Source organism: Bacillus sp. S2(2024) (genome assembly GCF_050474045.1).
GTDB lineage: Bacteria > Bacillota > Bacilli > Bacillales > Bacillaceae_G > Bacillus_A > Bacillus_A yunxiaonensis.
This window is the reverse complement of the sequence record NZ_JBFLUS010000003.1, coordinates 4446981-4462500: the sequence shown is the minus strand read 5'-3', so window position 1 is coordinate 4462500 and position 15520 is coordinate 4446981. Positions and strand designations below refer to the sequence as shown.

The following is a 15520-nucleotide window of genomic DNA, read 5'->3' as shown; positions in this document are numbered from 1 at the left end:
TGCGCCGCAGGTCCATCTATAAGTGACAGCCGAAGCCGCCTTTCAATTTCGCACCATGCGGTGCAAAATGTTATCCGGTATTAGCCCCGGTTTCCCGGAGTTATCCCAGTCTTATAGGCAGGTTACCTACGTGTTACTCACCCGTCCGCCGCTAACTTCTTAAGAGCAAGCTCTTAATCGGTTCGCTCGACTTGCATGTATTAGGCACGCCGCCAGCGTTCATCCTGAGCCAGGATCAAACTCTCCAATAAAGTGTTTGTCTAGCATCATAAATAAAAATTGACGTTTCACGTTGTTTGTTTCGTTTAGTTTTCAAAGTTCAACATCGCGTTTCAGCGACTTTCATAATATAACATAACATTTTTTGTTCGTCAACAACTTGTTGTAACATTTTGTTTCAGTGAATTGCTGACTATGCCTATTATATAGACTTCACTCCTCTTATGCAAGCACTTTTTATAAAAAAAAAAAAAAAGAATAAGGAGAATCCCCTTATTCTTCTGAGCTTTCTTGATCTTCTTGTATGTCTTCTTCATCTTCTTTTTGTGTCTTTGCTACCGTCGCTACTTCTTGCTCGTCTTCTAAACGAATTAAACGAACACCTTGCGTATTACGTCCCATTTGAGAGATTTGATCAACCGGCATACGAATTAAAACACCCGCTGCTGTAATCAGCATAATATCTTCTTCGCCATGTACAGACTTAAGAGCAATTAACTTACCATTTTTATCTGTAATATTACATGTTTTAAGACCTTTACCACCGCGACTTTGCAAACGATATTCCTCAACTGGTGTACGCTTACCATAACCATTCTTCGTAACAATTAAAACATCCATATTTTCTTCTACAATTTCCATACCAACAACTTGATCTTCATCGCCAAGTGTAATAGCTTTAACACCCGCTGCATTACGTCCCATTGAACGAACATCTTCTTCATGGAAACGAATTAACATCCCATTACTCGTACCAACAATCATATCTTTTTCACCTGTTGTTAAGCGAACAGAGATTAATTCATCTTCTTCACGAAGAGAGATAGCAATTAGACCGTTGTTACGAATATTAGCAAATGAAGAAAGCGGTGTTCTTTTTGCAATACCGTATTTTGTTGTAAAGAATAAAAATTGATCATCATTAAATTCTCGGATTGGAATAATCGCATTTACCCATTCACCTTTATCTACTTCTAATAAATTAATAATAGGTATACCTTTTGCTGTTCGGCTATATTCAGGAATTTCATACCCTTTTGTACGGTATACTTTCCCCTTATTTGTGAAGAATAAAATGTGATCATGTGTAGATGTTGTTAATAACTGTTCTACAAAATCATCATCGTTTGTCCCCATACCTTGAACTCCGCGTCCACCACGATTTTGCGTTTTGTACGTAGAGGCCGGTAATCGTTTAATATATCCATTATGAGTTAGTGTGATTACAATGTTTTGTTCTGGAATCAAATCTTCATCCTCAATAGCTTCCATGCCGCCAATTGTAATTTCCGTTCTTCTTGTATCATTAAAACGCTCTTTAATCTCTTCTAATTCTTCACGGATAATCTCAAGAACTTTTTCTTCATCTGCTAGGATTGCTTTTAGCTCAGCAATCAATGCAAGTAACTCTTGATATTCTTGTTCGATCTTCTCACGTTCTAATCCAGTTAAACGTTGCAAACGCATATCTAAAATTGCTTGCGCTTGCTTCTCGCTTAAACCAAAACGCTCCATTAATCCTTGTTTTGCAATTTCCGCTGTTTTCGAGCTGCGAATTAGATTAATAACTTCATCAAGATGATCTAGCGCAACTCGTAATCCTTCTAAAATATGAGCACGAGCTTCTGCTTTCTCTAATTCATATGCAGTTCGTCTACGAATAACAACCTTTTGATGCTCAAGATAATAATATAAACATTCTTTTAAATTTAATACTTTCGGCTCTCCATTTACAAGAGATAGCATATTAATACCAAAGCTTGTTTGAAGTGCTGTATGCTTGTATAAATTATTTAGTAACACATTGGCGTTTGCATCGCGGCGCACTTCCATAACGATACGCATACCATTTCGATCTGATTCATCACGTAAATCTGTAATACCATCAATCTTTTTATCACGAACAAGCTCCGCAATTTTCTCAATTAACTTCGCTTTATTCACTTGATATGGAAGCTCAGTTACAATAATAGATTGCTTTCCGTTTGCCTTCTCTTCAATCTCGACTTTCGCACGAAGCACAATTGTGCCGCGTCCTGTTTCATAAGCTCTTCGAATGCCGCTTCGACCAAGGATTTGACCAGATGTCGGAAAATCTGGTCCCGGAATATACTCCATTAATTCACCGATTGTAATCTCTGGATTACGACTTAACGCTAATACTCCATCAATTACTTCCCCAAGCTGATGCGGAGGAATATTTGTTGCCATCCCAACCGCGATACCCGTTGCACCATTTACTAATAAGTTAGGAAAACGCGCTGGTAATACAATCGGTTCTCTTTCAGAACCATCATAGTTATCTTGATAATCAATTGTATTTTTCGTAATATCACGCAATAGCTCCATAGAAATTTTGGACATTCTTGCCTCTGTATAACGCATTGCCGCCGCTGAATCTCCATCGATAGAACCAAAGTTCCCATGGCCGTCTACTAACATATATCGTTGGCTAAAGTCTTGCGCCATTCGTACCATTGTCTCGTATACCGCTGAATCACCATGCGGATGATACTTACCAATTACTTCACCGACAATACGCGCTGATTTCTTATACGCCTTATCAGCAGTAATCCCTAAGTCATTCATTGCATATAAAACCCTGCGATGCACAGGTTTTAGCCCATCTCGAACATCTGGCAGTGCACGAGATACGATAACGCTCATCGCATAATCTAAAAACGAGGTACGCATTTCCTGGCTAATATTAATTTCTCGAATTCGGCCTTGTTGTTGGTTGTCTGACATCAACCAGCACCTCCTCATTACATTTCCGATCGATATATCATGTTCATTTATACGTAGAAGACAGGAATACTCCGATTCCTGTCATCATTCATTAAATATCAAGGTTTTTCACATATTTTGCATTTTCTTGGATAAAGTTACGACGTGGTTCAACTTTATCACCCATTAAAATCTCAAATGTTTCATCTGCTTCGATTGCATCCTGGAGCGAAACTTGAAGAAGTGAACGTACTTCTGGATCCATTGTTGTTTCCCATAGCTGCGCTGGATTCATTTCTCCAAGACCTTTATAGCGTTGAATACCTGGTTTCGGCTGTTTCGGAAGCTCCGCTAATATATTTTCAAGTTCTCTATCATTGTAAGCATACTCAACTCGCTTACCTTGTTGCACTTTATATAATGGCGGTTGTGCAATATATACATAACCGTGCTCAAGAATTTGACGCATATAACGATAGAAGAACGTTAATAATAGGGTACGAATATGAGCACCGTCGACATCAGCATCAGTCATAATAATAACTTTATGATAACGCGCCTTTTCAATATCAAAATCTCCGCCAATACCTGTACCAAGCGCAGTAATAATTGTACGTACCTCATCGTTTGATAAAATTTTATCTAAACGAGCTTTTTCGACGTTAATAATTTTCCCTTTAAGCGGTAAAATTGCTTGGAAATGACGATCACGCCCTTGCTTTGCTGAACCACCCGCGGAATCACCCTCTACGATATAAATTTCACTAATAGAAGGATCTTTAGAAGAACAATCTGCAAGTTTTCCTGGCAAGCTTGATACTTCTAGCGCGCTTTTTCTGCGCGTTAACTCACGAGCCTTTTTCGCCGCTACACGTGCACGTGCTGCCATCGTTCCCTTATCTACAATTTTTCGAGCGACATTTGGGTTTTCAAGTAAAAACTTTTCAAGTGCTTCAGAGAAAACTGATTCTGTAATTGTTCTCGCTTCGCTATTTCCGAGTTTCGTTTTCGTTTGCCCTTCAAATTGCGGATTTGGATGTTTAATGGATACAATAGCCGTTAAACCTTCACGAACATCTTCACCCGTTAAATTACTATCAGCATCTTTTAAAATATTATTTTTTCGACCATAATCATTAATCACACGTGTTAATGCTGTTTTAAATCCAACTTCATGCGTACCACCTTCATACGTATGAATGTTATTTGTAAATGAATAAATGTTAGTTGTATATCCTTCGTTATATTGAAGAGCAACCTCAACTTGAATTCCATCTTTTGAACCTTCTACATATACTGGCTCTTCATGTATTGGTTCTTTAGAGCGATTTAAATGCTCAACATAAGACTTAATACCGCCTTCATAATGGAATTCTTTCTTTTGTTTATGTTCACGTTTATCTTCAATTGTTAGTTTAATATTACGATTTAAAAACGCTAGTTCTCGTAAACGAGTTGCTAACGTATCAAATTCATATTCCGTAGTTTCAGTAAAAATTTCTGCATCTGGTTTGAAGCGCGTTACTGTTCCTGTATGATCTGTATCCCCAATCACCTTTAAGTCTGCAACCGGAATACCACGTTCATACTTTTGATAATGAATTTGCCCATCACGATGAACAAATACCTCTAACTCCGTTGATAATGCATTCACGACAGAAGCACCTACACCATGTAAACCGCCAGAAACTTTATAACCGCCGCCGCCAAATTTACCACCCGCATGAAGAACAGTCATAATAACTTCTACAGCAGGGCGACCCATTTTCTCGTGCATCCCAACCGGAATACCACGGCCATTATCTGTTACTGTAATACTATTGTCTTCTTCAATAGCTAGATTAATCTCATCACAATATCCTGCTAGTGCCTCGTCAATACTGTTATCAACAATTTCCCATACAAGATGATGAAGACCTTTTCCGCTCGTTGAACCAATATACATCCCTGGACGTTTTCGAACTGCTTCTAGTCCTTCTAACACCTGTATTTGACTTTCGTCATATGCGTTTTCTTCAATTTGTTTTTGTTCCATTGACACAAAGATCACCTACTTTTCCATTTAGACAGAAGCTATTTATCTTCTTCTCCACAATCCACTGTGCCGTTCGTTACATGAATTGTTTTTGCTTGTTTTAATGTATCATGCTCAATTCCATCAACACTTGTCGTTGTCACAAACGTTTGCACCTTTCCTTGAATCGTATTAAGCAGATGTGATTGCCTATAATCGTCTAGTTCCGATAACACATCATCTAATAAAAGGATTGGATATTCGTTAACTTCTGAATAAATCAATTCGATTTCAGCTAACTTTAGGGAAAGTGCGGTCGTTCGTTGTTGCCCTTGCGAACCAAAGACTTGAACATTTTTACCATTAACGAAGAATTGTAAATCGTCACGATGAGGCCCAATTAAGGTTGTGCCACGGAAGAGTTCACGTTGTTTCACAGATTGGAAACTTTCATAGTATACTTCTTTTATTTTCGACAAATCCATGGATTCTGATACATCAACACTTGGTTTATAGACTATTTCTAGCTCCTCAAGTCCTCTGCTAATTCCTCGATGGATTGGAGCTGCCCATTCTTGTAATAAACGTAAAAATTCAAAGCGTTTTTTTAATACTTTTACACCATGTTCAACGAGTTGAAGTGTAAACACATCTAACATAGCTTCATCATTTGGACTATTGCCTTGCATTTTTTTAAGCAAATGATTACGCTGTGTTAGAACTTTTTGGTATTGACTTAATTCGTACAAATATACAGGAGCTATTTGTCCAAGCTCCATATCTAAAAAACGTCTTCGTACTTGAGGACTTCCCTTTACAAGGTTTAAATCTTCAGGAGCAAACATAACAACATTCATTACGCCAATATATTGACTCAATTTTTGTTGCTCAAGTTGATTTAACTTTGCTTTTTTTCCTTTTTTGGAAACGTTTAGTTCTAAGGACAAAGAGTTATTTCGTTTTTGCAGTCTCCCTTTTATTCTACCACAATCTTCATCCCATCTGATAAGTTCACGATCATTAGAAGTTCGATGAGATTTAGCCATTGCTAATACATAAATAGCTTCCATCAAATTTGTTTTTCCTTGCGCATTTTCACCAATAATTACGTTTACTTTATCTTCGAAGGAAAGATCTAATTGCTCATAATTGCGATAGTTTTGTAAATGTAATTCTGTAATATACAAAGGGATCCCCCTTTATCCTTGAACTTGAAATGTTCCGATCCCCGGAATTTCAACAATATCATTTGTATATAATTTTCGGCCTCGTCTATTCTCAGGCTCTTTATTCACATACACTTCATGCTCTTGTAAAAACCATTTTACCGCTCCGCCTGTATCAATCACGTCAGCCAGTTTTAAAAATTGTCCTAATGTAATATATTCTGTCGAAATTTGAATATGTTTCATACAAATCGCTCACTTTCTAAAAGTGTTCATTCTTTCATTGTACTAAATAAACAAGCATTAGGAAAGTAATAGGGAAAAATCAAAAGGGTTACCAGTACATCTACACTAGTAACCCTATCTTTTTAGTACGTACGTACTGGTAAAATTAATTGAGTAATGGAATCATCGTTCACTGTACGAATTAAAAATGGTCTCATTGCACCAGTAAAGCTAATTTTAATCTCTGTACTATCTAATGCTTTTAATGCATCCATCATATATTTTGCACTAAAGGAGATTTTTAACTCTTCACCTTCAATTTTCTCGCACTGAACTTCTTCTACTACTTTCCCGATTTCTGGAGAGTTCGATGAAATTTCTAACATTTGATCTTCTAAAGTTGATAATTTTACAACATTATTACGTCCATCTCTTGCTAATAAAGAAGCTCGATCAATTGCTTGTAAAAACTCTTTTGTATTTACAAAAATATCCGTTTTACTATCTGGTGGGATTAATCTTGTTGTATCAGGATAGTTACCCTCTAACAGCCTAGAGAAGAATAATAAATGTTTCGTTCGGAATAACACTTGATATTCCGTTATAACAATATCTACCATTTCTTCTGATTCATCAAGAATTTTACTTAACTCATTTAAACTTTTTCCTGGAATAACAACATTTGCTTGAAATTCATTCGAAATAGTTTGTCCTACAATTTTCGCTTTGCGCAGCGCCAAACGATGACTATCTGTTGCAATACAAACCAATTCGCTGTTATATACCTTCCAGTTTACACCTGTCAAGATTGGGCGTGTTTCTGATGTAGATACAGCAAAAACAGTTTGACGAATCATATGTTTTAACAGATCTGTTGGAATTTGAAATACATGATGTTCTTCAATCTGTGGTAACAATGGATACTCAGCTGAGTCTAAACCATTTAAGTTAAACTCGGATTTTCCAGATTTTATTTTTGTCATAAAATGACTTTCAACAGAAATTTCAACTGTATCTTTCGGTAATTTTTTTACAATTTCACTAAAATATTTTGCTTGTAAAACAATACTTCCTGATTGTAGGACTTCTACAATTTCTTTTCCATCCTCTTCAATTGGAATAAAGGATTCGATCGATATATTAGCATCGCTACCCGTTAATGTAACACCTTCTTCATTTGCTACGATTTTAATCCCTGTAAGAATCGGAATTGTTGTACGAGAGGAAACAGCTTTCATTACATCTTGTACACTTCTGACAAGGTAATCTTTTTGAATTGAAAAATGCATAACGAAAACCTCCGGCAAATATAAAATTGATTTTATTTAATAATAATAAAAATTAGTAGTAATAGTAATAGGCCTTGTGGATATGTGGATAACTCGTTTAGAATACGGAAAAACAGTCTATCTACATGTGGATAGACTGTGTGTAAAATAAGGAAAGTTATTCACGTTATTCACATCATATTACTTTAAAATATCGTGAATCTCTTCAAGTTGCCTCTGTAATTGTGCATCCGTTTTTAACAGTTTGGAAATTTTTTCGTGTGCATGAATGACTGTAGTATGATCACGACCTCCAAACTCTTCACCGATTTTTGGTAAAGATGAATCTGTTAGTTCACGAGACAGATACATTGCAATTTGTCGAGGGAAAGCGACCGATTTTGTACGCTTTTTTGCTTTAAAGTCTTCTAATTTCACTTGATAAACATCCCCTACAGCTTTTTGGATGTCATAAATTGAAATAATTTTCGGTTTGGAATTTGGAATAATATGCTTTAGTGCTTCAGCAGCTAAATCTGCATTAATATCTTTATTAATTAAAGACGAATACGCTACAACACGAATTAGAGCACCTTCTAATTCACGGATGTTAGAGTCAATTTGATTTGCGATATAGAGCATAACTTCATTCGGAATATCCAGACCTTCAGCTTTTGCTTTCTTGCGTAAAATCGCAATTCTTGTTTCTAAATCTGGAGGAGTAATGTCTGTAATGAGTCCCCATTCAAAGCGCGAACGTAAGCGATCTTCTAGTGTAGGAATTTCTTTTGGCGGACGATCACTTGAAATTACAATTTGCTTACTTTCTTCGTGCAACGCGTTAAATGTATGGAAAAACTCTTCCTGTGTTTGTTCTTTTCCAGCAAGAAATTGAATATCATCTATAAGTAAAACATCAACGTTCCGATATTTATTACGAAAATCAACGGCCTTATTATCACGAATAGAATTAATAAATTCATTTGTAAATTTTTCAGATGACAGATAAACAACTTTTGCGTTTGGATTATGCTCGATGACATAATGACCGATTGCATGCATTAAATGCGTTTTCCCGAGCCCAACTCCCCCGTAAATAAATAAGGGATTGTACGCTTTAGCAGGCGCCTCAGCTACGGCTAACGAAGCTGCATGGGCAAAGCGATTGCCAGAACCGATTACAAAGGTATCAAATATATATTTTGGATTAAGCATGCTTTGCGGGAAATGATTAGGTTCATCATGCATTGTTTTATCTTTTTTAACAGGAGGATAGTCAAATTCCTCTTCTGTTTGACTTTGCGGAATGATGAAGCGAATCTCAAGTTCCGCGCCCATTAAATGAATGATTGTTTCCGAAATAAGTTCTGAATAGTGAGATTCTAACCAATCACGCGCAAATTCATTTGGAGCTGTAATAGTTAAAACGTCCTTTTTTAAAGAATAAGCTTTTGTAGATTTAAGCCATGTTTCGTAGCTAGGCTTACTTACTTTTTTCTCTAGTTCTTTTAAGGTGTTATTCCATAAATCTGAAATGTTTTCCAAAGTTGTCCCTCCTTTACAAAAGATGATCAGCAAACCAAGTGTTTAATGTTTGTATAACCCAACAAAACAACACTGTATATTTATACGCAACACTTTTTAAAAGTGAAAAATCGGTTTAAATACGAGATAGAGTTTTCGACAAAAAAACACATTGTGGAAAACTTCTTGTACACATGTGTTTAAACATGTCCACAAGTTATTCACAAATTGTGGATAAATGATAATTGTGGAAAACTTGTCCAAGGTGAAAACACAACTATAATATCAAAAAAAGATAGCAATAGCAATGTATTTCAAAAAGTTATCCACAAAATCAATACCTTGTGGAATAAACTTGTCCACAATACGATATACTGTGTAAAAACAAAAAATGAATTGTGGATATAAAAAAGTGGCGGAAAAAATTATCCACAACCGATAGAATGTATTGTGAACAACGTTGTGAATAGGTAGAAAATGAATATTTTATTAAAATTTTGAGAAGCATTGACATTCTCCTACCAAATTAACTATAATTTATAGGACTGTCTTTAACAGTTATTCCTCAGGGAGGTGTCATATAATGAAAAGAACTTATCAACCAAATAAACGTAAGCGCAGCAAAGTACATGGTTTCCGTAGCCGTATGAGCACAGCGAACGGACGTAAAGTTTTAGCAGCTCGTCGTCGTAAAGGTAGAAAAGTATTATCTGCGTAGGCCACTGATCGTTCAGTGGTCTTTTTTCTAGTAATTATGAATTTTCCGCTGGCGAAATACAGGAGTGTTCAATTGATATGAAGAAAAAGAATCGTGTAAAGAAGAATGAGGAATTTCAAGCTGTTTTTCAAAAGGGGACATCAAATGCTAATCGTCAATTTGTTGTATACCAATTAGAGAAGCCTGATCAACCATATTTTCGAATTGGTCTTTCTGTTAGTAAAAAGTTAGGGAATGCGGTCATGCGTAATCGAATTAAACGAATGATTCGTCAAGCTTTTACGGAGTTAAAAGATGAGATAGATTCTGGAAAAGATTTTGTTATAATAGCAAGGAAGCCTTGTTCAGAAATGGACTATGAACAATTAAAGAAAAGCTTAATTCACGCTCTGCACCGCTCGGGAGTAAAACTGGCAAAAAGTAGCGAAATAAGAGGAAAATGAATTACACTATATACATACCTAAACAAGGAGGAGCAGGCTGTGAAAAAAAAGATAAGTTTACTGGTCATGCTTATTGCTGTAATGGCAATTTCTGCTGGCTGTAATCAAACAAATCAGCCGATTACACCGCAAAGTACGGGAATTTGGAATGAATATTTTGTATACCCACTTTCTCAGCTAATCACGTATTTTGCAAAATTATTTGGCAATAACTATGGTTTATCGATTGTTGTCACGACTCTTATTATTCGTTTTGCGTTATTACCATTAATGATTAAGCAAACGAAGAGTACGAAAGCAATGCAAGCATTGCAACCTGAAATGGCAAAGCTAAAAGAGAAATACAGCTCTAAAGATCAAGCGACTCAGCAAAAATTACAACAAGAAATGATGCAATTGTATCAAAAACATGGTGTAAATCCGTTGGCTGGGTGTCTACCAATTTTTATTCAAATGCCAATTTTATTTGCATTTTACCATGCAATTATGAGAACAGCAGAAATTAAACAACATACTTTTTTATGGTTTGATTTAGGTCATGCTGATCCATATTATATTCTTCCAATTATTGCAGCGATTACGACGTTTATTCAACAAAAGCTTGCAATGGCTGGTACTGCTGGACAAAATCCGCAAATGGCAATGATGATCTGGCTTATGCCTATCATGATTTTAGTTTTCGCAATTAATTTCCCGGCTGCACTATCTCTTTACTGGGTAGTAGGTAACATCTTCGGTATTTTACAAACATATTTGATCAAAGGGCCGGATATTAAGGCTAGTAAGGCAGGAGGATCAAGTAAGTGAGTATGATTACTGCTAAAGGACAAACAGTCGAACAGGCAGTGCAATCCGCATTAGAACAATTACAAGTATCAAAAGATAAAGTGGAGATACACATTATTGATGAGGGGAAAAAAGCTTTTCTCGGTTTCATTGGAGGGCGTCCTGCTATTGTAGAGGTCTTTGTAAAAAAAGATCCTGTAGAAGAAGCGGAACTTTACTTGAAAAGTATCATAAAAGAAATGGATGTTGATGTAACTGTTGGAAAAGAGGTAAAAGGACGCGACGTTCATTTTACACTTTCTGGTAGTGAGGTCGGTATATTAATTGGAAAAAGAGGGCACATACTGAATTCTTTACAATATGTAACAAAGCTTGTTGCGAATCGTAGCACGAAACAATATATTGGTGTAACAATTGACGCTGAAAATTATCGTGATAAACGAAAAGATACGTTAGAGTCACTTGCACTTCGATTGGCAAAGCAAGCTAGTAATACGAGAAAAAGAATCGTGTTAGAACCAATGCCTTCTTTTGAAAGAAAAGTTATACATCAAGCACTTGCGAATCATCCATATGTGATCACAACATCTGAAGGGAAAGAACCATATCGGCATGTTGTCGTATCTCCGAAATAAAGTGAAACTTCCAGCCTGAGGGATGTAACCTAAACGGTTGGCTAGTTAAACGAATCAGGCTCTTATGGGCAGCCTATCTGCTTTGAATTTCTTAGAAAATCGAGGTGGGAGACCGTCCTTTAGAGCGGGATAAACCGGTAACTCATTTGAGTGCCGGTTTTTTACTGGATAAAGTGAAACTTCCATCAGTGGTTTTTTTTTTCATTCCCCACTGATGGAAGACTCTCACCAATCGGGCTTTTACGGGAACTATTTTCCTCGCTTCTCTCGGGGGGCTTACTTCCTGCGAATAGCGGGATAAAATGTGAAGACAGGAATTTGTCTGTGGATAAACAAATCGCACTAAACTTATACACAGTGGATAAGTTTAGTGCGATTTATGAGAGGACATAATAAAATAAGTTATTATTCTTTTTTACACAGTTTCGTTATGGTATCCTAATAATTTAGTGAAAGAAAAAATCGTATTGAATATAGAGAGAAATAAGCAAGTGAGGTGAAAGGACATGGAATTTGATACAATTGCTGCAATTTCCACAGCTCTTGGGGAAGGTGCAATTGCCATTGTTCGAGTAAGTGGAGATGATGCGGTAGAGAAGGTAAATCGCATTTTTAAAGGGAAAGATTTAACGACAGTGCCATCTCATACAATTCAGTATGGGCATATTGTGGATTTAGATACAAATAAGGTTATTGAAGAAGTTATGGTTTCAATTATGCGGGCACCAAAGACATTTACGCGTGAAGATATCGTTGAGGTAAATTGTCATGGTGGCCTTGTTTCTGTAAATAAAGTATTACAACTTATTTTATCGCAAGGTGTTCGGTTGGCAGAGCCAGGGGAGTTTACAAAGCGTGCTTTTTTAAATGGACGTATTGACTTATCGCAAGCAGAAGCGGTTATGGATTTAATTCGTGCGAAAACGGATCGTGCAATGAATGTTGCGATTAACCAAATGGAAGGTCGTTTATCAAAATTAATTGGTCGTCTGCGTCAAGAAATTTTGGAAACATTAGCTCATGTAGAAGTGAATATTGACTACCCGGAATACGATGATGTAGAAGAAATGACGCACGGGGTTTTAATTGAGAAGGCGGAATACGTTCGATCAGAAATTGGGAAGTTACTGCAAACTTCAAAGCAAGGAAAAATTTTGCGTGAAGGAATTGCAACGGCTATTATTGGAAGACCGAATGTTGGAAAGTCATCTTTATTAAATAGTCTTGTACAAGAAAAGAAAGCGATTGTAACGGATATAGCGGGAACGACTCGAGATGTTATTGAAGAATACGTGAACGTGCGCGGTGTACCGCTTAAATTGATTGATACAGCTGGAATTCGTGAAACAGAGGATATCGTAGAACAAATAGGTGTAGAGCGTTCAAAAGAGATGATGAATAAAGCAGATTTAGTTCTTCTAGTTGTAAACTATAGCGAAGTGTTAACAAACGAAGATGAAGAATTATTCCGAGCAGTGCAAGGAAAAGACTTTATTGTCATTGTAAATAAAACAGATTTGCCGCAGCAAATTGATATGGAGCGCGTTGTACAATTGGCTGGTTCAGCTCGTGTTATTACAACGACTTTAATCGAAGAAAAAGGTGTAGATGAGCTAGAGCAGGCAATTGCTGATCTCTTCTTTGAAGGAGCAATTGAAGCGGCAGATATGACATATGTATCGAATGCGCGTCACATTGGTTTATTAACACAAGCAGAAAAGACGATTGGCGATGCAATCGAGGCTATTCATAGCAGCGTACCAATTGATATGGTGCAAATTGATTTAACAAGAACGTGGGAAATACTTGGTGAAATTACGGGAGACACTGTACACGAAAGTTTAATTGATCAGTTATTCTCCCAATTTTGTTTAGGAAAGTAATCGTAAGGAGGAATGGAAAATGGGATACAACGCTGGTTCTTATGATGTTATTGTAATTGGTGCAGGTCATGCGGGGTGTGAAGCTGGTTTAGCAGCAGCTCGTATGGGAGCAAAAACATTAATGTTAACAATTAACTTAGATATGGTTGCGTTTATGCCGTGTAACCCTTCGGTTGGTGGGCCTGCAAAGGGAATTGTTGTTCGTGAAATAGATGCGCTTGGCGGTGAGATGGGAAGAAACATTGATAAAACGCATATTCAAATGCGTATGTTAAACACAGGAAAAGGTCCGGCAGTACGTGCGCTTCGTGCTCAAGCAGATAAATTTGCGTATCAACATGAATTGAAAAAAACAATTGAAGAAACACCAAATTTAACATTGCGTCAAGCTATGGTTGAACGCTTAATTGTAGAAGACGGCGTATGTAAAGGTGTTGTTACACAAACGGGAGCGGAATACACAGCGAAAACAGTTGTTATTACAACAGGTACGTTTTTACGCGGTGAAATTATCGTTGGAGATTTAAAATATTCAAGTGGGCCAAATAACCAACAACCATCAGTGAGATTATCGGAGCACCTAGAAGAACTTGGATTTGAGCTTGTGCGTTTTAAAACGGGTACGCCTCCACGTGTAAATAGTAATACAATTGATTATAGCAAAACAGAAATTCAACCAGGTGATGATACACCACGTGCATTTTCTTTCGAGACAACGAAGTTCATCATGGATCAAATTCCGTGTTGGTTAACATATACAAGTGAGGAAACACACCGTTTAATCGATGGAAATTTACATCGTTCTGCTATGTATTCTGGCATGATTAAAGGAACAGGTCCGAGATATTGTCCTTCAATTGAAGATAAGGTTGTCCGTTTCCACGATAAACCACGTCATCAAATCTTCTTAGAGCCAGAAGGACGAAATACACAAGAAGTATATGTACAAGGTCTATCGACAAGTCTGCCGGAAGATGTACAACGTGAGATGTTAAAGACCATTCCTGGCTTAGAAAACGTAGAAATGATGCGTACGGGATATGCAATTGAGTATGATGCAATTGTACCAACGCAGCTGTGGCCAACGCTTGAAACAAAGAAAATAGAAAATTTATATACAGCAGGACAAATTAATGGAACATCTGGTTATGAAGAAGCAGCAGGTCAAGGTTTAATGGCGGGTATTAATGCGGCTTGTCGTTCATTAGGTAAAAAAGAAGTGATTTTAAATCGTTCAGATGCGTATATTGGCGTTTTAATTGATGATTTAGTAACAAAAGGTACAAATGAACCATATCGCCTATTAACATCTCGTGCAGAATACCGCTTATTATTACGTCATGACAATGCAGACCTTCGTTTAACAGAAATTGGACATGAAATTGGTTTAATCCCAGAAGAGCGTTATGAACGTTTTACAGTAAAAAAAGAGCAAATTGAAAAAGAAAAAGAACGTTTATCCAGTATTATTATTAAGCCGCGTCCTGAAGTACAAGAGTTAATTCGTGGAGCTGGCGGAAGTGAACTAAAGGATGGTATACGTGCGAGTGATTTATTACGCCGTCCAGAAATGACATATGAGCATATTCATCTTCTTGCTCCAAGTGAAGAAAAGGTTAACGATGAAGTGGCAGAGCAAGTTGAGATTCAGCTTAAGTATGAAGGGTATATTGAAAAATCTTTACAACAAGTAGATCGTATGAAGCGTATGGAAAGTAAAAAAATTCCGGTTGATATTGATTACGATGCAATTTCTGGAATAGCTTCTGAAGCACGTCAAAAATTAAAGGATGTCCGTCCGCTATCTATGGGCCAAGCATCTCGTATTTCCGGGGTAAATCCAGCTGATATTTCCATCTTACTTGTGTATATAGAACAAGGAAAAATTGCACGAGTATCGAACAAATAAATA

General features: G+C 36.8%; 12 protein-coding genes and 1 rRNA gene (1 of these 13 running past the window's edge). 6 read left to right on the top strand and 7 right to left on the bottom strand.

Annotated features, from left to right (window positions below; all coding sequences use genetic code 11):
- From AB1284_RS22625 to dnaA, 7 genes are all read right to left on the bottom strand, one after another.
- Positions 1 to 251: ribosomal RNA gene (locus AB1284_RS22625) — 16S ribosomal RNA — on the bottom strand; it reaches 1300 nt to the left of the window's first position.
- Positions 252 to 492: 241 nt separating this feature from the next.
- Entirely contained in the window at positions 493 to 2967 is a 2475-nt protein-coding gene (gene gyrA, locus AB1284_RS22620) for a DNA gyrase subunit A (RefSeq protein ID WP_429752890.1), read from the bottom strand.
- Between the two features lie 91 nt (positions 2968 to 3058).
- Positions 3059 to 4981, bottom strand: coding sequence for a DNA topoisomerase (ATP-hydrolyzing) subunit B (gene gyrB / locus AB1284_RS22615; protein ID WP_429752891.1), 1923 nt, complete (start codon positions 4979 to 4981; stop codon positions 3059 to 3061).
- 38 nt (positions 4982 to 5019) lie between these two features.
- Positions 5020 to 6147, bottom strand: coding sequence for a DNA replication/repair protein RecF (recF, locus tag AB1284_RS22610; protein WP_429752892.1), 1128 nt, complete (start codon positions 6145 to 6147; stop codon positions 5020 to 5022).
- Between the two features lie 12 nt (positions 6148 to 6159).
- Positions 6160 to 6372 (bottom strand): S4 domain-containing protein YaaA, encoded by a 213-nt coding sequence (gene yaaA, locus AB1284_RS22605; RefSeq protein WP_429752893.1) that lies wholly within the window; start codon positions 6370 to 6372, stop codon positions 6160 to 6162.
- 122 nt (positions 6373 to 6494) lie between these two features.
- On the bottom strand, positions 6495 to 7640 hold the full coding sequence (dnaN, locus tag AB1284_RS22600; RefSeq protein WP_429752894.1) for a DNA polymerase III subunit beta: 1146 nt from the start codon (positions 7638 to 7640) through the stop codon (positions 6495 to 6497).
- 180 nt (positions 7641 to 7820) lie between these two features.
- A complete protein-coding gene (gene dnaA, locus AB1284_RS22595; protein ID WP_429752895.1) occupies positions 7821 to 9164 on the bottom strand; it encodes a chromosomal replication initiator protein DnaA in 1344 nt (447 codons plus the stop codon).
- A gap of 562 nt (positions 9165 to 9726) precedes the next feature.
- Between dnaA and rpmH the strand changes: the two genes are divergently transcribed.
- From rpmH to mnmG, 6 genes are all read left to right on the top strand, one after another.
- A complete protein-coding gene (rpmH, locus tag AB1284_RS22590; protein ID WP_000831901.1) occupies positions 9727 to 9861 on the top strand; it encodes a 50S ribosomal protein L34 in 135 nt (44 codons plus the stop codon).
- A 77-nt stretch (positions 9862 to 9938) separates the two neighbouring features.
- Positions 9939 to 10304 carry a ribonuclease P protein component gene (gene rnpA / locus AB1284_RS22585; RefSeq protein WP_429752896.1) on the top strand — a complete coding sequence of 122 codons (366 nt, stop codon included), beginning with the start codon at positions 9939 to 9941 and terminating at the stop codon, positions 10302 to 10304.
- 39 nt (positions 10305 to 10343) lie between these two features.
- Positions 10344 to 11111, top strand: coding sequence for a YidC family membrane integrase SpoIIIJ (gene spoIIIJ / locus AB1284_RS22580; protein WP_429752897.1), 768 nt, complete (start codon positions 10344 to 10346; stop codon positions 11109 to 11111).
- The gene (jag, locus tag AB1284_RS22575; RefSeq protein WP_429752898.1) at positions 11108 to 11725 is read left to right on the top strand and encodes an RNA-binding cell elongation regulator Jag/EloR; all 618 of its coding nucleotides are present in this window, start codon (positions 11108 to 11110) and stop codon (positions 11723 to 11725) included. Before spoIIIJ ends, jag begins: the two co-directional genes overlap by 4 nt.
- Before the next feature lie 506 nt (positions 11726 to 12231).
- Complete coding sequence (gene mnmE / locus AB1284_RS22570; RefSeq protein ID WP_429752899.1) at positions 12232 to 13608, top strand: tRNA uridine-5-carboxymethylaminomethyl(34) synthesis GTPase MnmE; 1377 nt, start codon at positions 12232 to 12234, stop codon at positions 13606 to 13608.
- A 19-nt stretch (positions 13609 to 13627) separates the two neighbouring features.
- Positions 13628 to 15517 carry a tRNA uridine-5-carboxymethylaminomethyl(34) synthesis enzyme MnmG gene (gene mnmG / locus AB1284_RS22565; RefSeq protein WP_429752900.1) on the top strand — a complete coding sequence of 630 codons (1890 nt, stop codon included), beginning with the start codon at positions 13628 to 13630 and terminating at the stop codon, positions 15515 to 15517.
- Positions 15518 to 15520: the final 3 nt, after the last annotated feature.